General features: G+C 61.1%; 20 protein-coding genes. 14 read left to right on the forward strand and 6 right to left on the reverse strand.

The features are described 5' to 3' along the window. Positions 1-18: 18 nt before the first annotated feature. Positions 19-2523, reverse strand: a complete 2505-nt coding sequence (locus tag ABF859_RS02860; RefSeq protein ID WP_415525968.1) for a TonB-dependent receptor plug domain-containing protein — start codon at positions 2521-2523, stop codon at positions 19-21. Positions 2524-2700: 177 nt separating this feature from the next. On the opposite strand from ABF859_RS02860, the gene ABF859_RS02865 reads away from it, so the two are divergent. Further along, complete coding sequence (locus tag ABF859_RS02865; RefSeq protein ID WP_415525970.1) at positions 2701-3897, forward strand: SMP-30/gluconolactonase/LRE family protein; 1197 nt, start codon at positions 2701-2703, stop codon at positions 3895-3897. A gap of 71 nt (positions 3898-3968) precedes the next feature. On the opposite strand, the gene ABF859_RS02870 is transcribed toward ABF859_RS02865, so the two are convergent. From ABF859_RS02870 to minC, 4 genes are all read right to left on the reverse strand, one after another. Then, complete coding sequence (locus ABF859_RS02870; protein WP_415525972.1) at positions 3969-4328, reverse strand: YidB family protein; 360 nt, start codon at positions 4326-4328, stop codon at positions 3969-3971. A gap of 90 nt (positions 4329-4418) precedes the next feature. Continuing rightward, a complete protein-coding gene (minE, locus tag ABF859_RS02875) occupies positions 4419-4697 on the reverse strand; it encodes a cell division topological specificity factor MinE (RefSeq protein ID WP_415525974.1) in 279 nt (92 codons plus the stop codon). Positions 4698-4701: 4 nt separating this feature from the next. Beyond that, positions 4702-5514 carry a septum site-determining protein MinD gene (gene minD, locus ABF859_RS02880; RefSeq protein WP_415525976.1) on the reverse strand — a complete coding sequence of 271 codons (813 nt, stop codon included), beginning with the start codon at positions 5512-5514 and terminating at the stop codon, positions 4702-4704. A gap of 150 nt (positions 5515-5664) precedes the next feature. Beyond that, complete coding sequence (minC, locus tag ABF859_RS02885; protein ID WP_415525978.1) at positions 5665-6393, reverse strand: septum site-determining protein MinC; 729 nt, start codon at positions 6391-6393, stop codon at positions 5665-5667. Positions 6394-6470: 77 nt separating this feature from the next. On the opposite strand from minC, the gene ABF859_RS02890 reads away from it, so the two are divergent. The 4 genes from ABF859_RS02890 to ABF859_RS02905 all read left to right on the forward strand — a co-directional run bounded on the left by ABF859_RS02890 (position 6471) and on the right by ABF859_RS02905 (position 9974). Then, positions 6471-7139: a glutathione S-transferase family protein gene (locus ABF859_RS02890; RefSeq protein WP_415525980.1), complete on the forward strand. Its 669-nt coding sequence runs from the start codon at positions 6471-6473 to the stop codon at positions 7137-7139. Positions 7140-7150: 11 nt separating this feature from the next. Next, on the forward strand, positions 7151-8326 hold the full coding sequence (locus tag ABF859_RS02895) for an NAD(P)/FAD-dependent oxidoreductase (RefSeq protein WP_415526183.1): 1176 nt from the start codon (positions 7151-7153) through the stop codon (positions 8324-8326). A 123-nt stretch (positions 8327-8449) separates the two neighbouring features. After that, a complete protein-coding gene (locus tag ABF859_RS02900) occupies positions 8450-8695 on the forward strand; it encodes a hypothetical protein (protein WP_415525982.1) in 246 nt (81 codons plus the stop codon). A 46-nt stretch (positions 8696-8741) separates the two neighbouring features. Then, on the forward strand, positions 8742-9974 hold the full coding sequence (locus ABF859_RS02905) for a DNA recombination protein RmuC (protein ID WP_415525984.1): 1233 nt from the start codon (positions 8742-8744) through the stop codon (positions 9972-9974). A 4-nt stretch (positions 9975-9978) separates the two neighbouring features. On the opposite strand, the gene ABF859_RS02910 is transcribed toward ABF859_RS02905, so the two are convergent. After that, positions 9979-10533: a hypothetical protein gene (locus ABF859_RS02910; protein WP_415525986.1), complete on the reverse strand. Its 555-nt coding sequence runs from the start codon at positions 10531-10533 to the stop codon at positions 9979-9981. Between the two features lie 100 nt (positions 10534-10633). Here ABF859_RS02910 and ABF859_RS02915 point away from each other — a divergent pair, with 100 nt between their 5' ends. The 9 genes from ABF859_RS02915 (at position 10634) to rplL (ending at position 21554) form a co-directional block, all read left to right on the forward strand. Beyond that, complete coding sequence (locus ABF859_RS02915; protein WP_415525988.1) at positions 10634-11365, forward strand: response regulator transcription factor; 732 nt, start codon at positions 10634-10636, stop codon at positions 11363-11365. Further along, a complete protein-coding gene (locus ABF859_RS02920; protein WP_415525990.1) occupies positions 11352-12782 on the forward strand; it encodes a sensor histidine kinase in 1431 nt (476 codons plus the stop codon). Before ABF859_RS02915 ends, ABF859_RS02920 begins: the two co-directional genes overlap by 14 nt. A 170-nt stretch (positions 12783-12952) precedes the next feature. Beyond that, positions 12953-16123 carry an efflux RND transporter permease subunit gene (locus ABF859_RS02925; RefSeq protein WP_415526185.1) on the forward strand — a complete coding sequence of 1057 codons (3171 nt, stop codon included), beginning with the start codon at positions 12953-12955 and terminating at the stop codon, positions 16121-16123. Continuing rightward, positions 16120-17412 carry an efflux RND transporter periplasmic adaptor subunit gene (locus tag ABF859_RS02930; protein WP_415525992.1) on the forward strand — a complete coding sequence of 431 codons (1293 nt, stop codon included), beginning with the start codon at positions 16120-16122 and terminating at the stop codon, positions 17410-17412. The genes ABF859_RS02925 and ABF859_RS02930 overlap by 4 nt, the downstream gene beginning before the upstream one ends. Further along, the gene (locus tag ABF859_RS02935) at positions 17412-19049 is read left to right on the forward strand and encodes an efflux transporter outer membrane subunit (RefSeq protein WP_415525994.1); all 1638 of its coding nucleotides are present in this window, start codon (positions 17412-17414) and stop codon (positions 19047-19049) included. Before ABF859_RS02930 ends, ABF859_RS02935 begins: the two co-directional genes overlap by 1 nt. A 99-nt stretch (positions 19050-19148) precedes the next feature. Next, positions 19149-19583: a 50S ribosomal protein L11 gene (gene rplK, locus ABF859_RS02940; protein ID WP_008852418.1), complete on the forward strand. Its 435-nt coding sequence runs from the start codon at positions 19149-19151 to the stop codon at positions 19581-19583. A gap of 4 nt (positions 19584-19587) precedes the next feature. Continuing rightward, positions 19588-20280 carry a 50S ribosomal protein L1 gene (gene rplA, locus ABF859_RS02945; protein WP_415525996.1) on the forward strand — a complete coding sequence of 231 codons (693 nt, stop codon included), beginning with the start codon at positions 19588-19590 and terminating at the stop codon, positions 20278-20280. 307 nt (positions 20281-20587) lie between these two features. After that, positions 20588-21112: a 50S ribosomal protein L10 gene (gene rplJ, locus ABF859_RS02950; protein ID WP_062509665.1), complete on the forward strand. Its 525-nt coding sequence runs from the start codon at positions 20588-20590 to the stop codon at positions 21110-21112. 67 nt (positions 21113-21179) lie between these two features. Then, a complete protein-coding gene (gene rplL, locus ABF859_RS02955) occupies positions 21180-21554 on the forward strand; it encodes a 50S ribosomal protein L7/L12 (protein WP_415525998.1) in 375 nt (124 codons plus the stop codon). Positions 21555-21786: the final 232 nt, after the last annotated feature.

A 21786-nucleotide genomic window follows, 5' to 3' on the forward strand; every position in this document is an offset into this window, starting at 1 on the left:
GCCTTCTGCATTCCGGTTTCAGAAGCGCGCGGAAATGTCGAAGTAGTAGTACCCGCCATTGATGCCGAGCTGCGACGTGCTCATGTAATATTTCGGGGCGCCCAGATAGCGGTTGTTCTTTGGAACCGCGGAGGGGAACTGGGCGAAGATATTGTTCCCGCCAATCGTCGCGCTCCAGTGATGCGTGATGTTGTAGGTGAGGGACGCGTTTGTCGTCCATTTCGGAACGTTCTGGAACTCGAGATAGTTCGTGGTCGAGAACGCATTCGAACCGGCATAATAGGTCAGATTGGATGTTGTCTGACCATAGCGGATCTCGTGAACCGCCACGGCCCACCGGTTCTTGGGCGAATGCCAGCGACCGCCGAAAATGATCTTGGAGCGGGGGTAGGCCGTCGTCAGATAGGCAATGTACTGCGCATTCAGCAACGGATTGCCGTCCGTACCGCTGGCTTGATGGCGCATGCGGGTCCGGTTGAGGTTGAGCGAGACATCCCAGTCCACATGGCCGTAATCCCCGAACTCGCTGAGATAGGTGGCCGTCAGATCGAGGCCCTGCGTCCGCGTCGTGGCGACATTGGCGAACCAGTGCGTCGAGAGCTGTCCGGCTGTCCAGCCCTTTGCTTCTTCCGGCAGGGGGAAATTGTTCTGGGCCAGCGCGTTGTACGCGGCTTCACCATAGACGTTTCCGCCGGGCTGGATGCGGTCGCGCAGGTCGATCTGATAGACATCGACCGTGACATGCAGCTTTCTGACCGGTTCGACGATGATGCCGCCTTCCGCACTGGTCGAGGATTCGGGCTTGAGGGCCGAGGCGCCGTTCGCGAGTGCTCCGGGGGAGTTGACCGCAATCAGGCCGCGCGCGGCTGTCGGAGAGACGGCGAGGGCGGAATAATGCTCCTGCGCAAGGGTGGGGGCATGGAATCCGTTGCTGAAGGTTCCACGGATCGCAAAGCGGGGCGAGAAATCGTAGCGTGTCGAGACCTTGCCCGTCTTGGCGTCGCCGGCATCGGTGTAATGTTCGACACGTCCGGCGAGATCGACCTGCCAGTGCTTCATCAGATGGGTCGAGAGGTCGACGTAGCCGGCGGCCACGTCACGCGACCAGTTTCCCGCATTGTAGGCGCTGGTTCCCGGCACCGCATCCGCACCGGTCCCGGCAGTGCTGTCCGGCGATCCGGTTCCCATCGAATAGGATTCGTAACGGTAGGACGCGCCGCCCGCCACGTTGATGCTGTGGGGCCAGAACGAGAATCTGAAGTTGCGCGAGACGTCGAAGCTGCTGGTCCACTGGGAATCGTTGTAGCTCTGGGCCTCGAAGCTGGTCGGAGTTCGTCCGGACGCGGTGTAGACGGCGCTGTTAATGGTATTGAACACGCTGAAATTGTCGTAATCGCGACCGTAGACCGTGGACAGATCCCAGTGCCAGCCCGCGAGGACGCCCTTGAACCCGGCGGTCAGTTCATAATCCTGTTCTTCCAGCGCGAGAACCGGAGAGTAGCCGTAAGGATAGAGGGCTGCGTAACCGGGATAGTTCGCAAGCGTCGAGGGCAGGCGATAGTTCTGGTAGGACTCTCCGTGCTTGTGCGCGTAGGTCGCTGAAGCATAGGCCTGCACGTTGTCGGTGATGTCATATCCCGCCGTAATGGCCAGGCTTTCGCGGGTCTGTTCCGGCTGGCTGAGGACGTTGTTGACATAGGTCCCCGTCCGGCTGTCAGCCCCGGAGCGGAAGGCGTGATCCTGATGGACGAAATCTCCGCCGATATGAACGTAGCCGCGATTGTTCAGGTTGAGGCCGCCATCAATGAAAAGGCTCTGCTGAAACCCGTCGCCCTCGCTGGTGATGCCGGTATTGGAGCGCATGGTCAGACCATGGTTCTGCTTCTTGAGGATGATGTTGATCACGCCTGCAATCGCATCCGAGCCGTACTGGGCGGAGGCACCATCACGCAGAACCTCGATATGATCGACCATGGACATCGGGAGCGTATCGATATCCACGGCCGTGGCGCCTTGGCTCGGGCCGGGATCGGCATAGATGTTCGCGGTTGTGTGTCGACGCTTGCCATCCACCAGCACCAGCGTCTCATTCGGGTTGAGGCCCCGCAGACTGAGATAATCGGTCAGTGCGCCCGTATCGAACCCCGATGTGGGAACAGTCAGGGACGGCAGCAGAAGCGCCAGGGAATCCCGCAGTGCAGGCTGTCCCGTGCTGGTGAGCTGGCGGTTCGACACCACATCAATCGGCGCGATGGAATCCCGCGCCTTTTTGCCGAACTCCCGCGTTCCGGTCACCACGATCGCCTCGGTGCCGCCGGAAACGTCGGTGGCCGGTCTGGCACTGCGCGCGGGTGTTGCTTTTCGGGGAGTCGGGGCTGCGGCAGCCGGTTTGTGTCGGGCGGAAACCGGTTGTGTGGTCGCAGCCCGTCCTTCATCCGTCAGAAGGACCAGCGCGGAACCGAGAAGGGACGTGCCCAGAAGGGTCACATGACGAAGGGAAAGCTGAGACAGCACGTTTACCACACAACATTTTAGTAATTTAAACGAAACACAAAATCGTTTCGTATTTGTGGAAGGTCAACATATTTTTCCGTTTCAGGAAACATTCCGATCACATTTTGCGGGGGCTGTGGCGCTCCTTACACGGATCGGGCGTTATGGAAACGATATGTCTTGCAAATGGAGTCCAGAAGAATGTGCATGAAGCGACGTCATTTTCTGCGCACCGCTTCGGTGGTGCCCACGTCCCTTGCCGTGTCCGCCGCCCTGCCGGGGACGCAGGCGCGTGCTGCCGGAAACGAGGATAACGGCACGGCTCCCTACGGGGCGCTCGATATCGTTGCTGAATTCGACGGTCCTGGCCCTTCGGGAATCGTCGTTTTGCCCAATGGCCGGATCTTTGTGGGTTTTCCGCGCCATGCCGTGGATCACAAGGGTGCCACGCTCGGGGAACTGGTTGATGGAAAGGTCGTGCCCTATCCGTCCGCCGGGATGAGTCTTCCCGGCACGGCGCCGGCAGACTGCCTCGTCTCCGTTCACGGCATGACGATGGACCGTCAGGGCAGGCTCTGGGTGATCGATGACGGCAAGCGGGCCGGACATCCCCTTCAGCCGGGGGCCGCGAAGATCGTCTGCATTGATCCCACAACAAACCGGGTGGCCCACAAAATCATCCTCAAGGCGCCTGTCCTGCTGCCCGACAGTCACATGAACGATCTGCGTGTCTCGCTGTCGCATGGTGCCCAGGGCACGGTTTTCGTGACGGATTCATCCTTCGGGACAAAGCCCGGGCTTGTGATCGTGGATGTCGCGACCCAGCAGGCCCGCCGGGTACTGACAACGCATCCCGCCATTCTTCCCGAGCCCGGATTTATGGCCATCGTGGAAGGCGAGCCGCGCCGTTACATTCCCGGTCATCCGCAACTGGTTTCGGGCGGGGTGGACGGTATCGCCCTGACGAAGGACGAAAAACGTCTCTATTTCGCGCCCCTGACCAGTCGCCGTCTCTACAGTCTGCCGGTGGACCTTGTGGCGGATCCGGCATCGGATGATGCGGTTCTGGCCCCGGCGATCCGCGATGAGGGAGAGAAGGGGGTAGCGGATGGTCTGGCTCTGGATGACCAGAACCGGCTTTACACAACCAATTACGAGCATGACTGCATCCTGCGGCGCGATCCGGACGGCTCTTTCAGAATGATGCTCCGCGATCCGCGCGCCCTGTCACCGGACGGGATTTTCGCCACTACGGATCATGTTTACTGCACGTTCGGGCAGTGGAACCGTCTCCCCTCATTCAATGAGGGGACCGACCGCAGGGTTACGCCCTATCTTCTGATCCGCTTCCCGATCGAACAGCCGCAGCCCTATGACGCGCTGCCGCAGGGGCAGAAAGCCTGAAACCGGATACGAAAAAGCCCCGGTGAATGATCCACCGGGGCTTTTCGCTGTTCGTTGGTCGAAGCGTGGCTTCAGGCCGTCGTGGACGGCGCCTGACCTTCCGGCGTGTGCTTGTCCACGGCGGCGGGGAGAAGCTGTGCCAGTGCCGGCAGGATCGTTCCGGCGGGAAGGCCCGTTTTGCTGACGATCATCTGGATCTGCTGATCCGTCAGGAGGCTGCGCAGCTCATCGGTGGTGATGGGCAGGTTCTCACCATTTCCGATCCAGGAGTGGATCTTGTCGGTCAGGCCAGCGCTCTGGGCCTGGCTGAGCAGCATGTTCAGGCCATCCCCCTTGAGAAACTCGCCGATGCTGCCGCCGAATTTTTCACCAAGCTGTCCGCCGATCGCGCCGACTGCCTGGTTCATGATGTTTCCGAGAAAACCGCTCATCCGTATTGTTCCGTCTCTATGCAGATGCGGCACTTAGGCCGCAGTCGGTGTCTTGATGTTAGGATTGCAGTCCGGAAGGGGTGTTCCGGATTACGATTTCCGTTTGCCGCTGAGTTCCTGGGGAACCTCGACGTCGATTTCGAGCATGGAGCAGCCGCTGCCACGGTCAACCTTGATCTGGACCTTGTCCTGATCAACGGCGACATGGCGGGCGATCACTTCCATGATCTCCTTGTGGAGCTGGCGGATCAGATCGGACTCACCGGCCTCGCCCGCGCCGCGCTCATGGGCGAGCAGGATCTGCAGACGGTCCTTGGCGACGCTGCTGGACTGCTGGCGCCGGGCGAAAATGTTTGCGAGAAAACTCATGAACTCATGCGTCCCTCTTGAAGAGCCAGTCAAAGAAACCGCGTTTCTCGACTGGAACCGAGACCTCGAGCTTCTCGCCGCTCAGGCGACGGGCGGCTTCGAAATAGGCGCGGGCAGGAAGACTTGTGGGCGCAGCCAGCGTGACGGGCGCACCGACGTTGGACGACTTCAGCACATCCTCGCTTTCCGGAACGATGCCGAGCAGCGGGATGGAGAGGATCTCGAGGACATCCTCGACGCTCAGCATTTCCTTGCGGGCCGCGCGGGCCGGATCATAGCGCGTCAGGAGCAGGTGCTTGTCGACCTTTTCGCCGTCTTCGGCCTTCTTGGTCTTGCTGTCGAGCAGGCCGATGATCCGGTCGGAATCACGGACCGAACTGACTTCGGGATTGGTGACGATCACGGCCATGTCGGCATGGTACATGGCAAGCTGCGCGCCGCGCTCGATCCCGGCGGGGCTGTCGCAGATGACCCAGTCGAACTTCTCACGAAGCTCGTCCATCACGCGGGCCACACCTTCGGACGTCAGGGCATCCTTGTCACGGGTCTGGGAAGCGGGAAGGATGGAGAGCGTCTCGCAGCGCTTGTCGCGGATCAGGGCCTGCGACAGGCGGGCATCGCCCTGCACGACATTGATCAGATCGAACACGACCCGGCGTTCGGCACCCATGACCAGGTCAAGGTTCCGCAGCCCGACATCGAAATCAACCACCACCACATTCTGCCCGCTCTGAGCGAGAGCGGCGCCGAGCGCGGCGGTTGATGTCGTCTTGCCGACGCCACCCTTGCCGGAAGTGACAACCAGAACCTTGGCCATGAATACTCCAAAATAACGTCTTTGCGGTCCGCGGTTGCCTGTAACGGAAGACCGCAACCGGATTTTCTCATTCTATGAAAGTTTTATGCCCGGCGGCAACCGGCGAATAGGGGTGGTTTCGTGGCAGCGGGCCTCAATTTGCCGTTCGGTTCATACTGGCAGGGGCAGAACGCGAACCCGGTCTTCGTCCAGGGTCGCCTGTGCGGCCTGACCGAGGATGGCAGGATCGATGTCTTCCGTGACGGCATAATAGCCATCCAGGGCCAGCAGTTCGGCCAGCATCCGGCTTGCGAAAATGCGGCTCTGGGACTGCCCGCCCACCCCGGCGATCGCCCGGCCCCGAAGGGTCCCGTAGACATGGATGGAGCCTGCGGCCACGATCTCGGCACCAGACGAGACCGATCCGAGAATGATCACATCGCCCTGCATGTGCTGGATGCTCTGACCCGACCGGACGTGCTGGTCGATGATCAGTGTCCCGCCGCCTGAAACCGGCCCGGCCGCATTGGTGGAGGGATCTTCCGGGATCTCGACTTCCCCGGCCGGACGGCCGCCATCCAGCGTTTCCGGCCAGTCCCAGTGCGCGACCGCCGGCCAGTGACGGCTGCCGCCCTCGATGCCGATGATCCGGACACCCCGGCTGCGGATATCGTCCAGCAGCGTCACCAGACCCGGAGTAGTCTCGCTGAGGAGGCCGAGGTCGAGGATGATGGGCTTTCCGGTGAAGAGACCGCCCGAGCGGGCGACCTGGTAATCGAGGCCGTCCAGCCAGAGGGGGAGGGGCGCCTCGGGGGAGAGGACGAGCGCCAGAAAGGAGCGGCCGCGTGCACGGATGCGCATGGGGGCGTTGGAAGAGGCAGTGGAAACTGGATCGGGCATCGGGAAAATCGTCGGACCTGTGTCGGGCAGTCGGTGAGGCTCTTGTGAGCGGGTATCGGCTGACTTAGAAAGTGGCAATGCGTATCCTGCATCACCTTCCACTTTCTCCGCAATGCCGTCTTGTGAGGCTCGCCCTCAGCGAGAAGCGACTCCCGTTCGAACCCGTCATTGAACGGGTCTGGGAGCAGCGCGAGGAGTTCCTGCATCTCAACCCCGTAGGCGAGGTGCCTGTGCTGGTTGAGGAAAATGGTCTGGCCGTGCCGGGCGGGCGTGTCATCTGCGAATATCTGGATGAGGCCTATCCTGACACGCCGCTGCTGGGGCGCACGCTTGCCGAGCGCGTCGAAACGCGGCGGCTCGTGGACTGGTTTGAGACCCGCTTTGCGCAGGAAGTTACCCGCAACCTTCTGGGCGAGAAAGTTGACAAGCGACAGTTCGGGCGCGGGCACCCCGATGGCAATGCGCTGCGGGCCGGCTATGCGAACATGCGCTTTCATCTCGACTATATCGGCTGGCTGGCGGAGACGCGCTCCTGGCTTGCGGGACCTGCGCTGTCGCTCGCGGATTTTGCGGCTGCCGCCCAGCTTTCGGCACTTGATTTCATCGGGGACGTGAACTGGTCCAAGGCGCCTGCCGCAAAGGACTGGTATGCCCGGGTGAAGTCGCGGCCCTGTTTCCGGGGGCTGCTGTCTGACAAGGTCAGCGGCATCACGCCACCTGCGCATTACGCCAATCTAGATTTCTGAGGCCCCTCATGATGAACCCCGATGTGATTGTGCTCGGAGCCGGTGCAGCGGGGCTGATGGCTGCGGCGACGGCCGGTCAGAACGGGGCGCGGGTTCTGGTTCTGGATCATGGACCGGAACCGGGGCGCAAGATCCTGATTTCGGGCGGTGGGCGGTGCAATTTTACGCATCTTGAGACCGGCCCCAACTGTTTTATCTCGCAGAACCGCCATTTCGCCCGTTCCGCACTGGCGCGATACACGCCGCAGGATTTCGTCAAGCTGGTGAACCGGCATGGCATTGCCTGGTATGAGAAGGCGCGGGGGCAGCTTTTCTGTGATGGGTCCGCGGGGCAGATCGTGGACATGCTGGTCTCGGAGTGCCGGACTGCGGGCTGTGAGCTTCGGATGCAGACGCGCATCCTCGATGTGCGACAGGCTGAACATGGCTTCGTTGTTGTCACGGATGGTGGCGAGATCCGGACGGGAGCGGTAATCCTGGCGACGGGGGGACTGTCCATTCCCAAGCTCGGGGCGTCGGATCTGTCGCTGCGGCTGGCGCGGAAATTCGGTCTGCGCGTGGTGCCGACGGCGCCTGCGCTCGTTCCTTTGGTGCTTGCGGATGCCGATCCGGAGCTTGCGGGCGTGTCGCTGCCGATCGTGGCGCGGGTGGGAAAGAAGGGGCCGCGGTTCGAGGACGGGATGGTCTTTACCCATCGTGGCGTTTCCGGCCCGGCCATTCTTCAGATTTCCTCCTATCTTGAGAACGGGGAGGCTGCGCAGATCGATCTTATGCCCGGGCAGAATGCGCTGAGCGTGCTGCTGAAGGTCAAGAAAGACCGACCGAAAGCCCTGCCGCCAAGTCTGCTGGAGGCGCTACCCCTGCGGCTGGCGCGAGTTCTGGCGGCGGGGCTGGGCGATACGATGCTGGCGAACCAGCCGGACCGCGCGATCAAGGCGCTGGCCGAGCGGGTGTCGAACTGGCAGCTTCGCCCGGCCGGGACGGAAGGCTACGCCAAGGCGGAAGTCATGCGCGGCGGGATCGATACGCGGGATATCTCGTCCCAGACGCTGGAAGCCCGTGATGTTCCGGGACTTTATGCGATCGGGGAGGCCGTGGATGTGACGGGCTGGCTGGGCGGGCATAATTTCCAGTGGGCCTGGGCGAGTGGCGTTGCGGCGGGGCAGGCTGCTGCCGGGCATCGCTAGACTGTTCTTTGCCACAGGATTGCCATCCTCGCGTCCGATCACGCGGCAACCGGTGAGGTAGCGATCCGTTTCTGCTTTTCTCAACCCGGTTTTCTGAACCTGGCCGATAAGGACACATTCGAAATGTCTCGTTCCGTTTTTCGTCATGCCCTGCGTTTTGCTGCCGGTCTGTCCTTTCTGGGGCTGGGTGCCTGTGTAGGAACGGCGGCGTCCGGGCCGGTAGCACCGGGAACGCCGATCGCGGGGTATGGCTATACCTGCAAGGCGGGGATTTATACGTGCAAGATGCCGACGCAGGTGCCGCTTGGTGCGCCGTGTTCGTGCCCAGGGCTCGGGGCTGCGTCCTACGGCAATATCCATCAGCCCTAAGGATCGTGGCATTGGCCACGATGGGCTGAGGGGGTAGGAAAGCGCCATGCAGGAGGATTTTTCCGGAATGGCGCAGTTTCTTCCCTGGATCGTGGCGGCGGTGGGACTGCTGGTTGCGCTTGTCGCTGTCCTGCGGGGCGGTCATGGCAGTGGTCGCTTCGAACGGCTGCTTGAGCGTGAGGCGCAGGAGCGGTCACAGGACGTCGAATATCATCGGGCGCATCTGTCGGAAGTGGAGCGTGTCCTTTCCGGACGGCTGGACCAGTTCCGGCTGGAGACCAGCGAGCGGCTGAGTACTCTGGCCCGGAATCTCGGGCAGGATCAGGCGGAAGGGCGGCTCCTGCTGTCGGATGCGCTGCGGGAGATGGCGCAGAGCCAGAACGAGCAGATCGAACGGATCCGTGCGACCGTAAACGAACAGCTTCATGGTGCGGTCGAAAAGCAGATGCAGACCAGTTTCCAGCGCGTGGTGGAGCAGTTCAGCGCCATGCAGAAGGCGCTGGGCGAGGTTACGAGTGTTACGGCCCAGATCGGTGATCTGAAGCGCCTGTTCTCGAATGTGAAGACGCGCGGCGGCTGGGGCGAGGCGCAGTGCCGGGCCATTCTGGATGATATTCTGCCAGAGGGCAGCTACGACATGAATTTCCGGCTGGGGACGGCGGGCGAGAATGTCGAGTTCGCCGTGAAGATGCCTGTGCGCGGAACGGAGATGCCCCCGCGGCTGGCGATCGACAGCAAGTTCCCGACTGAGGCTTACGAACGGCTGCTGAATGCCTCGGAAGCCGGGGATGCGGTGGCCGAGCGTCAGGCCCAGCGGGAACTGGAGAATGTCGTCCGGTTCGAGGCGAAGAAAATTGCCTCCAAATATATTCTTCCGCCCGTGACCGTCGAATTTGCGGTTCTGTATCTGCCGACCGACGGGCTTTATGCCGAAATCGCCCGGATGCCGGGTGTGATTGACGAAATTGGTCGGTTGTACCGGGTGATGGTGATGGGGCCGTCGCTTCTGCCTGCGATGCTGCGGACGGTGCATCTGGGATATGTCACGCTGACGCTTGAGGAGCGGACGGAAGCGATTGCGGGGCTTCTGGGGGCGACGCGGCAGGAAATGCTGCGGATGGATCAGGTTCTGGAAAAGCTGCATCGCAATGCGGGGACGATGGGAAATACCATCGAGGAAGCCCGGCGCCGGACCCGGGTGCTCGGGCGGCGCCTGCGGGCTCTGGACGGAACGGCCAACGAGATGGAAGAGGCGCTGGACGAGCCGGGGGTGTCGTAAGTTTTCAGGCGGCCGTCCGTCGGGACAGAACCATCAGGCCCGTGTTGAATCCCGCGTCGTTGAGCGTTTCCCATGTCCGGGGCAATGACTGTTTCCGGATCAGGATCCGGTAGAGCAGGGCGTGAATGAAGAGCACGACATCCTCGCCGTCTGGAAAGTCCACGGGAGCAAGAAAGGCTTCTGCCCCGGCATCGAGGAATCTTTTGGCAAAAGAGGCGGTCCCGGTCTCGCAGGCTGTCGTAAGAATGATGCGGTTATTCGTGGACGCTGGAGCAAGATGAAGGTTTCTGGCGGGAAGGCTGCCATGGACCAGCAATCCCGTATCGACCTCCGGGGAAAACTCGCCAAAGACGAGACCGTTTGTATCCCCATGGGCACAGATGATGACGATGCGGCATGAACCGGGCAGCGCGTTCAGGATGGTCAGGAAATCGATCGGGTTTCCGGCGGGGGAGAAATCGGTTTTGCATCCCAGGTTTTCGAGGATGAGACGCAGGGTCTGTGCTTCGCTGGAGCAGTCGCCAATCACGATAACCGTCGCATCTGGCTGGTAGGGCACGGCCGCTTCCTTCTGTAGGCCTGAGAATACGTCATTCAGGCACGTCACTCTAAGAGCGATTTTAATTGGATGACATGGGGGACTGTCCCATGTGAGGATCATGACCATGACGTCCGCACATGAACATGGGGCGCCGGAGCGCCTTCCCGGACCCTCTCCACGGCTTCTGCTGATTGAGGATGATGACAGCATTGCGGCTGAAGTCGTCGAGGAACTGACGACGCGCGGCTACGATGTGACGCGGGCGGCAACGGGAGTCGAAGGGCTGGACCATGCCTGCGCCGGGCAGTTCGATCTGATGATCGTGGACCGCATGCTGCCCGAACTTGACGGGCTGACCGTGATCGAGAGTGTCCGGGCCCAGCGGATCAACATTCCCGTGCTTGTGCTGTCGGCGCTTTCAGCGGTGGATGACCGGGTCAGTGGCCTCAAGGCTGGGGGCGATGACTATCTGACCAAGCCTTTCGCCATGGAAGAACTGGCCGCACGGCTGGAGGCGCTGCTGCGGCGTCCGACGGACAGTCGCGCGACGATGCTCCGGGTCGGGCCACTTGAGATGGATCTGATCGAGCGTACGGTGTTCCGCAACGGACAGGAGATCGACCTGCTCCCCCGGGAGTTCCGGTTGCTGGAATACATGATGCGCCGGCCCGATACCGTGCTGACCCGCACCATGCTGCTCGAAGATGTGTGGAACTACCGTTTCGTTCCGCAGACCAATCTGGTGGATGTCCATATTGGCAAGCTGCGCCGCAAGATTGATCTGCCCGGCGAGCCCCCGCTCATTCACAGTATTCGCGGTGCCGGGTTCAGTCTGCGTGTTCCGGGCTGACCTGCGCTTTTCCGAACTGTTCCACGCGGATCTTTTCAGGACGGCCACGTTCCGCCTGACGCTGGCCTTTGTCGTGGCGATCATCGCGGGAATGGCGTTGCAGTTCGGGCTCGTTTACGGGGAGATGAGTGGATACGAAGAGCAGCGTTCGACGGATCTGCTCCAGCGGGAGGCTGCGCTTCTGGTTCACGAAACCCCGGACCAGCTTGAGTATGAAGTCCGTGAGCGCAGCAAGACCGATCTGCGTGTGATCCTCAACGGGGCCGCGCTGTTCGACATGAGCCGCAACCGGATTGCGGGTGATATCAAAAAATGGCCGGTCGGGCTTGAAGTCTCTCCACGCACGCAGCGTCTGTGGGATGCTCCGCCCGGAGATACGCCTTACGAAATGCGCTATCTGGCAGTGGAGGTGGAGGGGACGCAGGGGAACCGGGACCGTATTCTCGTCCTGGCCCGTTCGCTGCATATGGCTAACGAACTGCGTTACATCACCAAGCGGGCGGCGCTGATGTCGGTGGTGCCGGTCGTGGTGTTCGCGCTGATGGCGGGGATCTTTCTGAGCCATCGTGCCCTGGGCCGCGTCAAGGACATGCATGAGGCCATCGACCGCATCATGGATGGCGACCTGCACGAACGTCTGCCCACCGGTCGCGAGCGCGACGACATCGAGCGGCTGGCGGTTTCGGTCAATCGCATGCTGGACCGGCTGGAGCATCTGCTTGATGAAATCCGGGATGTGGGCAACGACATTGCCCATGATCTGCGGACCCCTCTGGCACGGGTGAAGGCCAGACTGGAGCGTGTTTCAGCGATCACGAATGATCCGGCGGCGCTTCAGGGAGCGATCGAGCGAGCCACGCTGGATCTGGAGCAGTGCTTTTCCGTCATTACGGCCCTCCTGCGGATTGGCGAGATCGAGAATGGTCGCCGCCGTGCCGGGTTCGCGGTTCTGGATCTGCGCGAACTGCTGGCTGGGGTGGTGGATCTGTATGAACCCATCGCCGAGACGGAGGGCGTGACGCTCCAGGTTGTGGAGTCGAAGGAACCGGTGCCGCTTTTTGGAGACAGGGATCTGTTGAACGAGGTTCTGGCCAACCTTGTGGACAATGCGATCAAGTTCACGCCTGCGCCGGGAACGGTTCAACTGAGTGCGGGGCAGGGGGGCGACGGGGCAAGCTGGCTGAGCGTGGCGGATACGGGGATCGGGATTGCCGAGGAGGAGCGCAAGGCGGTCATGGGGCGGTTCTACCGCTCGGATAAGAGCCGTCACGTGCCGGGGAGCGGGCTGGGTCTCAGTCTGGTGTCAGCCATCCTGAGGCTGCATGGGGCATCGGTGGAGATCGTGTCTGCCCGACCCGGCCATACGCTTCCCGGAGCGGTTTTCATCATACATTTCGCGCCTCCTGCATCTGCCTGACGCAGGTCTCAGCATGTCGTACTATGTCAAATTTTTCCGTGTGTCTTGATTTTTAAACAGAATTTTCCTTGTCGTCCGGGTCTCGATGGATATGACTCGGATCAGTTTGCAAGAGGACACCCGTTGAGAATGACCGGACCAGGAAGAGCCCCCCGGGGTTGTCTGACCGCATGAATGCCATTGTCGTTACCGCGCTGAAGCGGCCCTATACCTTCGTTGTTCTATCGATCATGATCCTGATCTTCGGGGTCAGGGCCATCGTTTCCACGCCAACGGACGTTTTCCCTTCGATCAAGATTCCGATCGTGGCAGTCATCTGGTCCTATACGGGCCTGATGCCCGAGGACATGTCCGGCCGTATCGTCTATTATTACGAACGGTCACTGACGGCGACGGTCAGCAACATCGAACATATCGAGAGTTCGTCCTATTACGGCCGCGGTATCGTCAAGGTGTTCTTCCAGCCGGGCACCAATACGGCGGTGGCGCAGACGCAGATCACGTCGGTATCCCAGACGGTCATCAAGCAGTTGCCGAACGGTGCGACGCCGCCGCTGATTCTGGCGATGGATGCATCTTCCGTTCCGGTCCTCACGCTGCAGGTTAACAATCCGACCATGTCCGGGTCGGAAATCTACAACATGGCGTCCAACCTGATCCGACCGGAGCTGATTTCCGTGCCCGGGGCGGCCATTCCCAATCCGTATGGTGGTCTTGCGCCGGATATCATGGTGGATATCGACCCCATCAAGCTGCTCGCCCACAGGCTGTCGCCCGAGGATGTGGCCTCTGCGCTGAATCTGCAGAACATCGTTCTGCCGGCAGGTGACCAGCGGATCGGCCAGCTTGACTGGATGGTGAAGACGAACTCTACGCCGCTTGATCTGGCCGTCTTCAACAAGATGCCGGTCAAGCAGGTGGGTAATTCCGTGATCTATCTGCGCGATGTTGCGTGGGTTCATCGGGGAGGGCCCCCGCAGATCAATGCTGTCCTTGTGAAGGGGCAGCAGGCGGTCCTGATCGTCGTTCTCAAAAGCGGGGATGCCTCCACGCTGTCTGTCGTGAGTGGAATCAAGAAGCTCCTGCCGCAGGTCGAAGCCACACTGCCGGCGGGGACGACGGTGAATGTCCTGACCGATGCCTCGAGCTTCGTGAAGGAATCGGTTGTGGACGTGGTGCGTGAGATGATCACGGCCGCGATCCTGACCAGCCTGACGGTCATGCTCTTCCTGGGATCGTGGCGTTCGACCATCATCGTGGCGACGTCCATTCCACTGGCGATGCTGTGTTCGATCATCGGGCTGAGTATTGCCGGACAGTCCATCAATGTGATGACGCTGGGGGGGCTGGCGCTGGCGGTCGGTATTCTCGTCGATGATGCGACCGTCATGATCGAGAACATCGATGCGCATCTCGAGACCGGGAAGGAACTCGAGGACGCCATCATCGACGCGGCGAACCAGATCGTTATTCCGACCTTCGTGTCCACGACCTGCATCTGCATCGTGTGGCTGCCGCTGTTCGAGCTGACCGGGATTTCCGGCTGGCTGTTCATGCCAATGGCCGAGGCGATCATCTTCGCCATGATCGCCTCCTTCATCCTGTCGCGGACGCTGGTGCCGACGATGGCGAACTGGATGCTCGCGGCTCAGGTGCGGATGCATCGTGACCCCGAATGGCACAATCGCAAGCTCAGCATCTTCGGGCGTTTCCAGCAGGGTTTCGAGGCCCGCTTCACCAGCTTCCGTGAGCATTACAAGTCCATCCTTGAGACCCTGATCTCGATCCGTGGCCGTTTCGTGACGCTGTTTCTGCTGGCGGCGGTCTCGTCCATGGCGCTGCTGCTGTTCATCGGGCAGGACTTTTTCCCCGAGATCAAGTCGGGGACGCTCCAGATGCACATGCGCGCGCCCATCGGCAGCCGCCTTGAAGAGAGCGGCAAGATTGCCGGGCTGGCCGAACGCCGGATCCGCAGCCTGCTGCCGGGGCAGGTGGTCAATATCGTGAACAACTGCGGCCTGCCCTTCAGTCAGCTCAATCAGGCGATGATTCCGTCCCCGACCGTGGGGTCGCAGGACTGCGACGTCACCATCCAGCTTCGCGATCCCGAAAGTCCGATCGCCGAATACCGCCGGATGCTTCGCAAGGGGCTGACGAATGATTTTCCGGGGACGGTCTTTACGTTCCAGCCGGGTGACCTGACGGCCAAGATCCTGAACTTTGGTCTGCCGTCGCCGATTGACGTGCAGGTTGTCGGGCGTGACCTGAGTGGGAATTTCCGGTTCGCCTCCCGGCTTGCCAAAAAACTGCGTCATATCCCGGGTATTACGGATGTCTCCATCCAGCAGCCCATGACGCAGCCGACCATCATGGTGAACAACCGCCGCAGCTTCGCGCTCGGAACGGGGATTACCGAGCGGGACGTGGCTCTGAACGCACTGGTCACACTGTCGGGCAGTGGTCAGGTGGGGCAGACCTATTACCTGAATGCCCAGGGTACGTCGCAGTTGATCGATGTTCAGGCGCCTGCGAATTACCTGCAGACCATGAACGATCTGGAGATCCTTCCGATCGACAAGGGGGACGGCAATCCGACCAACCAGACGCCGCAGCTTCTGGGAGGGCTGAGTGAACTGGTGCAGACGGGCACGCCAGCCGAAGTCGCGCATTACAACATCATGCCAGTCTTCGATATCTATGCTGCGCCGGAAGACATGGATCTGGGAACGGTCTCCCGGGCCGTGAACCGGATCGTGGACAGCGAGCGCAAGCTGCTTCCCCATGGTTCGAGCATGGTGGTGCGTGGGCAGGCCGTGACGATGAACGATGCGTATGTCCAGCTGATCGGCGGGCTCGCACTGTCGATCGTGCTGGTTTACCTGATCATCGTCGTGAATTTTCAGTCCTGGCTTGATCCGTTCGTCATCATCACGGCCCTTCCGGGCGCGCTGGGCGGAATTTCGTGGAGCCTCTTCCTGACGCATACGGCCATGTCGGTGCCGGCGCTGACGGGCGCGATCATGTGCATGGGAACGGCTACGGCCAATGCCATCCTTGTTGTGTCGTTTGCCCGTGAGCGGATGGACCATCATGGCGATGCCATTCTTGCGGCACTTGAGGCGGGATATGAGCGTATCCGTCCGGTGCTGATGACGGCGCTGGCGATGATGATCGGCATGATCCCGATGTCCATCAGCAATTCCGACAATGCACCACTGGGCAAAGCAGTGATCGGGGGGCTGCTGGTTGCGACCGTCGCCACCCTGCTGTTCGTTCCCTGCGTTTTTGCCCTTATTCATTACAGGCGGCCTGCTGCTGGGCCTGAAGGAGACCGCGCGTGAGCCATTCTACGGATCAGGGGCACGTGCCTCCGACAGACCACCCGGCACGCACGGGGTCTGGAGCGCGGGGCAGGATCATTCTGCTGGTGGTGGTTCTGCTGGCCATTGCTCTGGCGGCCTGGGGGATTGTGCAGCGGGGAACGCATTATCATTCCCTGACCGGTGCGACGGAGGATGCGGCCATTCCGCCCGTGACGCTGATCACGCCGCAGCCGGGCCCGAAGACGCGTCAGGTGGATCTGCCGGCCAATCTTGCGGCCTGGTACGAGGCGCCGATCTACGCGCAGGTCTCGGGCTATGTGAAGATGTGGTACAAGGACTACGGCGCGCATGTGAAGCGCGGTGACGTTCTGGCGGAAATCAGCACGCCGAGCATCGATGCCCAGTTTGAGGCTGCCAAGGCGCATTACAACGTCATTCTGGCACGTTACAATCTGGCTGTGATCACGACCAAGCGCTGGACCGCCCTGAAAGGAACGCAGGCGGTGTCGCGTCAGGAAGTGGACGTCCAGGCTGCCAACGCTGCTGCCCAGAAAGCCGAGCTTGAGGCGGCACGCCATGACGTGGACCGCTTTCAGGCCCTTGAGGACTTCAAGAAGATCGTCGCACCTTTTGACGGCATCGTGACGTCACGCCTTGTGAATGTGGGTGACTACGTGAATGCCGGGGGTGGAAACCTTAATTCGCGGGGGACGGCTTCCGAGCTGTTCTCGGTTGCCGATGTGCACCGGATGCGTGTGTTCGTCTCCGTGCCGCAGGATTTTGCCAGTGTCATTTCCCCGAAGATCGAGGCTGAGCTGACGGTCCCGCAGTATCCGGGAAGCCGTTTCCGCGCGACATTCCTTGCGACGGCCAATGCTTTCAATGCTGCGACCCGTACGGTCACGACGGAACTGACGCTGGATAACAGCGACAATCTGCTGTGGCCGAACTCCTATGCGACAGCCCATATTTCTGCTCCGGGCAATCCGAACATCCTGATCCTGCCGGAAGGCGCAATCATCTTCCGGGCGGAGGGAACCCAGGTTGCGAAGGTCATCAACAATCACGCCCATCTGGTGAATGTGGCGGTCGGCATCAATTTCGGGACGACAGTCCAGGTCCTCAGCGGTATTACAAAAGACGACCGCGTGGTTGCCAACCCTACGGCTGATCTGCTGGAAGGGGACGAGGTCAAGATCGTCCCGACCACGCCGGGATACAACACCCCGAGCAAGGCGCAGCAGGATGCCGATCAGCAGCCTGTCCGTCAGCATGATGCAAACCCTGAGGAGGCCGGATCTCGCTGATGAAACCGGAATGTTCCCAGTCATCTTCCAGACATAACCGTTCCAGATGGCGGCTCACCACGGCGCTGGCCGGAGTCCTCTCGATCGGCCTGGCCTCATGCGATCTGGCGCCGGAATATCACCCCCAGAAGTTCCTGTATCCCGAGGGTTGGGAAGGGAAGGGGCTGATGGTCAACGCACAGCCCGCGGACGGTGCCGTCCGGAGTGACTGGTGGACCATGTTCCATGATCCCATCCTTGATGGGCTCGAACAGCGCATGCTGGCCGTCAATCCGGACCTGCAGGCGGAGGCGGAGGCCTTCACGCAGGCTCGGGATGTCGCCCGCGAGACAGAGAGCCGCCTGTATCCGCAGGTCACGGGCGGCGCGCATATGAGTTACAACAAGGGCTCGATCGGCCGACTCTATAATAACCCGGCCCGCAGCAGCAGTCTCGTCTATGAGTCCAACCAGGCTTATAGCGGTGCTGCGACGTGGGAGCCGGATTTCTGGGATTCGATCCGTAACACCACGCGGATGCAGAAAAACCTCGCACAGGCTTCGGCGGGTCAGTACGCGCTGGCAAGACTGAGCCTGGAAGCGGAACTGGCATCCGATTATATCGCCCTGCGGGGGCTCGATGCCCAGAACGCGGTCTATGATGATTCCATTCGCTACTTCCGGGCTGCTGTCGAGATCACCGAACTGCGTCAGGCAGGCTCGATCGGCGCGGGGCTCGACGTTTCGCGTGCGGAAACGCAGCTTTATTCGGCGCAGGCTGGCAAGAGCAACCTGATTGCCCGACGCAATGTCATGGAACATGCGATCGCGGTTCTGCTGAATACTGCGCCTGCGGGCTTTCATATCGCGCCCGTCAAGGACGTGAAGATGCATTTCGGGGCCGTGAAGATCGATGCCGGCTTGCCTGCGTCCCTGCTGGAGCGCCGCCCGGATATTGCGATTGCCGAGCGGCAGATGGCAGCGTCGGCCCGTGCGATCGGCGTCTCACGTGCGGCTTTCTATCCGCATATCACTTTCAGTGCGCAGGGCGGGTTTGAGGACGGCGGGTTTGATCTCGCGAGCATCTCCCGGGCCTTTTGGAAGATTGCGGTTCAGGCGGTGGAGCCCGCTTTCACGGGTGGCCTGCGGCGTGCGGCCCTGCAGCGCTCCTGGTCGCAGTACCGGGGCATGGTGGACAATTACCGTTCGGTAGTCCTGTCCGCGTTCCAGGACGTCGAGGATGGACTGACCCAGACACGGCAGTTCAAGATTGCCCAGGACCAGCAGCAGAAAGCAGTGGAAGCGGCCCTGCGAACCCAGAACATGACCATGGCACTCTATACGGGCGGCCTCTCGAACTATCTTGATGCCCTTGTGGCGCAGCAGGATGCGCTTCGGGCACGTCTTGCGGAGGTCGAGGTTCAGACGGCACAGGTGCAGTCCTCCGTGCGTCTCGTCCGCGCCCTTGGTGGTGGCTGGAGTTCCAGTGACCTGCCGGGTATCAAGCAGATCGATCCGTTCGGGCCGTTGCAGTACCGGGATCTCCGGACTCCGAAGCCTGTGAACGGCATCGACAATCATGCATCTCCGCTGAACAATGATCTGCGTGGCGATCAACTGTCGTCCAATGTCCCGCAAGGCTTGACGGGGCGGCCTTAACTGGTCTAGGGGTCCGCCTCACTTCGAACGCGGGAGGAGCTGGCGTGGCCGACTCCGTTGAACCGCGGTTCGGGAACGACAAACAGGGGAGTCCCGGATATGGCCAAAAAAGTTGTTGGCTACATCAAGCTTCAGATCCCGGCTGGTAAAGCCAATCCTTCTCCGCCGGTTGGTCCGGCTCTGGGTCAGCGCGGCCTGAACATCATGCAGTTCTGCAAGGAGTTCAACGCCAAGACCCAGCAGCTCGAGCCCGGCATGCCGATCCCGGTGGTTATCACCGCCTATGCGGATCGCACGTTCTCCTTCATCACGAAGACGCCGCCGAACACGTACTTCCTGCTGAAGGCTGCCAAGATTTCCAAGGGCAGCCAGACGGTCGGCAAGTCCGCTGCGGTTGGTTCCGTGACGACGGCTCAGCTTCGCGAGATTGCTGAGACGAAGTTCAAGGACATGAACGCCAACGACATTGATGGCGCCGTGCGCATGCTCGCCGGTTCTGCCAAGTCGATGGGCCTGAACGTGGTGGAGGGCTGATATCATGGCCAAGAACAAGCGTCTGAACGCCGCGCAGGCAACTGTCGAGCGTAACAAGCCGTACGGCCTGACCGAGGCTGTCGCTCTCGTGAAGAGTAACGCCAAGGCAAAGTTCGACGAGACGATCGAAATCTCGCTGAACCTCGGCATCGACCCGCGTCACGCTGACCAGATGGTCCGTGGTCTGATCTCCCTGCCGAACGGCACGGGCAAGACCCTGCGCGTTGGCGTGTTCGCCCGTGGTCCCAAGGCTGAAGAAGCCCTGGCAGCCGGTGCGGAAGTGGTCGGTGCGGAAGATCTGGCTGAAAAGATCCAGGCTGGCGAAATCGATTTCGACCGCTGCATCGCAACGCCGGACATGATGGCTCTCGTGGGGCGTCTGGGTAAGATCCTCGGCCCGCGTGGTCTGATGCCGAACCCGCGTCTCGGCACGGTGACCATGGACGTCAAGGGTGCCATCACGGCAGCCAAGTCCGGTCAGGTTGAGTATCGCGCCGAGAAGGCCGGTATCATTCATGCAGGCATCGGCAAGGCGTCGTTTGACGAAGCCAAGCTGGTCGAAAACATCAACGCTCTGGTCGATGCCGTTCAGAAGGCTCGTCCGACGGGCGCCAAGGGCACGTATCTGAAGAAGGCAGCTCTGTCTTCCACGATGGGCCCAGGTGTTCGCGTTGACGTTTCGAGCTTCGAAGCCTGATTGACAGGAGGTCTTCCTTCTGGGAAAGACCTCCACGAAATGACGTCATGCCTTCGGGTATGATGGCTAAGGGGTGGCCTGCTTGCGGGCCGCTTCCAAACCTGTCCAAGACCGCACGTGGACCTTCGGGGCCTTAAGGATCTTTATCGGGATCGCGGGCGTCAGACGGGGCGACAGTATTAGTGGCTCTGCTGCGATGTGCTGGGTTCGCTCACTTCTGTGGACAGGCGAGCGGGACCGCTTCGGAAAGAGGCGGTTCCATGGGTAACCTGGTCCGGTGAAAGCCGGGCTGACGAGGAGACAGGTTTTGGACCGTACGGAAAAACGGGCCTTTGTTGAGTTCCTCGCCGATGTGTTTGGCAGCACGTCCATGGTTGTCGTCACCCAGAACAAGGGTCTGACGGTTGCCGATGTGACGGAACTGCGTCGACGCATTCGTGCGGCAGGAGCGACATACAAGGTTGCGAAGAACCGGCTGGCCAGCCGTGCTCTGGATGGGACCCAATTCGACGGCATTGCGCCGCTGCTCAAGGGACCGACCGCGCTTGCGTGGTCCGAAGACCCGGCAGCAGTGGCAAAGGTGATCGTCGAGTTCGCCAAGACGAATGACAAACTGGTGGTGCTTGGTGGTGCCCTCGGTTCCCAGACGCTTGGCGTCGACGGGATCAAGGCCCTTGCCGAACTGCCGTCGCTGGACGAGCTGCGTGCGAAGCTGGTGGGTATGATCAATACCCCCGCAACGCGTATCGCAGGCGTTGTCCAGGCGCCGGCTGGCCAGCTTGCTCGCGTCTTTGGTGCCTATGCCAAGGCCGGCGAAGCAGAAGCCGCCTGAGAACGAAGGTCTGCGCCGCGGTGCAGGCCTGAACCTGACCAACAGTACATCAATTTAGGATAAGACCATGGCCGATCTGGCAAAGATTGTTGAAGAGCTGTCCGCTCTGACCGTTCTGGAAGCTGCAGAACTTTCCAAGCTGCTCGAAGAGAAGTGGGGCGTTTCCGCTGCTGCTCCGGTTGCAGTTGCTGCTGCTGCTGGTGGCGCTGCTGCCGCTCCTGCTGAAGAGCAGACCGAGTTCACGGTTGTTCTGGCTGACGCCGGCGACAAGAAGATCAACGTGATTAAGGAAGTCCGTGCGATCACGGGCCTGGGTCTGAAGGAAGCCAAGGACCTGGTCGAAGGCGCACCGAAGACCGTCAAGGAAGGCGCGTCCAAGGACGAAGCTGCCAAGATCAAGAAGTCTCTTGAAGACGCAGGCGCCAAGGTCGAAGTCAAGTAATTCACTGACTTCAGGCTGCGCCGTTCGCGGAGCAGCCTCTGCCTGGCAGACAGATGGGGCGGGGATCGCATGCGGTTCCCGCCCGATTTGCCGTTGGGACAAAACGGGCGTATAGTGCGCGGCTCGCCACGTACTGAAATTTCATAATGGCCGGTCGTTCCGGTCGTCCGCAATGCTGGGGCCAGTTCTCCGGCGCAGTTTACGGGCGACTCGAAGGTCTGGTGCAGAGGGC

This window comes from Gluconobacter sp. (genome assembly GCF_047722525.1).
Classification (GTDB): domain Bacteria; phylum Pseudomonadota; class Alphaproteobacteria; order Acetobacterales; family Acetobacteraceae; genus Gluconobacter.

Excerpts from the sequence above, each read along its gene's own strand:
- ABF859_RS02865 (WP_415525970.1), top strand. The coding sequence starts at position 2,701 with ATGAAGCGACGTCATTTTCTGCGCACCGCTTCGGTGGTGCCCACGTCC.
- ABF859_RS02870 (WP_415525972.1), bottom strand. The coding sequence starts at position 4,328 with ATGAGCGGTTTTCTCGGAAACATCATGAACCAGGCAGTCGGCGCGATC.
- minE (WP_415525974.1), bottom strand. The coding sequence starts at position 4,697 with ATGAGTTTTCTCGCAAACATTTTCGCCCGGCGCCAGCAGTCCAGCAGC.
- minD (WP_415525976.1), bottom strand. The coding sequence starts at position 5,514 with ATGGCCAAGGTTCTGGTTGTCACTTCCGGCAAGGGTGGCGTCGGCAAG.
- minC (WP_415525978.1), bottom strand. The coding sequence starts at position 6,393 with ATGCCCGATCCAGTTTCCACTGCCTCTTCCAACGCCCCCATGCGCATC.
- ABF859_RS02890 (WP_415525980.1), top strand. The coding sequence starts at position 6,471 with ATGCGTATCCTGCATCACCTTCCACTTTCTCCGCAATGCCGTCTTGTG.
- ABF859_RS02895 (WP_415526183.1), top strand. The coding sequence starts at position 7,151 with ATGAACCCCGATGTGATTGTGCTCGGAGCCGGTGCAGCGGGGCTGATG.
- ABF859_RS02900 (WP_415525982.1), top strand. The coding sequence starts at position 8,450 with ATGTCTCGTTCCGTTTTTCGTCATGCCCTGCGTTTTGCTGCCGGTCTG.
- ABF859_RS02905 (WP_415525984.1), top strand. The coding sequence starts at position 8,742 with ATGCAGGAGGATTTTTCCGGAATGGCGCAGTTTCTTCCCTGGATCGTG.
- ABF859_RS02915 (WP_415525988.1), top strand. The coding sequence starts at position 10,634 with ATGACCATGACGTCCGCACATGAACATGGGGCGCCGGAGCGCCTTCCC.
- ABF859_RS02925 (WP_415526185.1), top strand. The coding sequence starts at position 12,953 with ATGAATGCCATTGTCGTTACCGCGCTGAAGCGGCCCTATACCTTCGTT.
- ABF859_RS02935 (WP_415525994.1), top strand. The coding sequence starts at position 17,412 with ATGAAACCGGAATGTTCCCAGTCATCTTCCAGACATAACCGTTCCAGA.
- rplK (WP_008852418.1), top strand. The coding sequence starts at position 19,149 with ATGGCCAAAAAAGTTGTTGGCTACATCAAGCTTCAGATCCCGGCTGGT.
- rplA (WP_415525996.1), top strand. The coding sequence starts at position 19,588 with ATGGCCAAGAACAAGCGTCTGAACGCCGCGCAGGCAACTGTCGAGCGT.
- rplL (WP_415525998.1), top strand. The coding sequence starts at position 21,180 with ATGGCCGATCTGGCAAAGATTGTTGAAGAGCTGTCCGCTCTGACCGTT.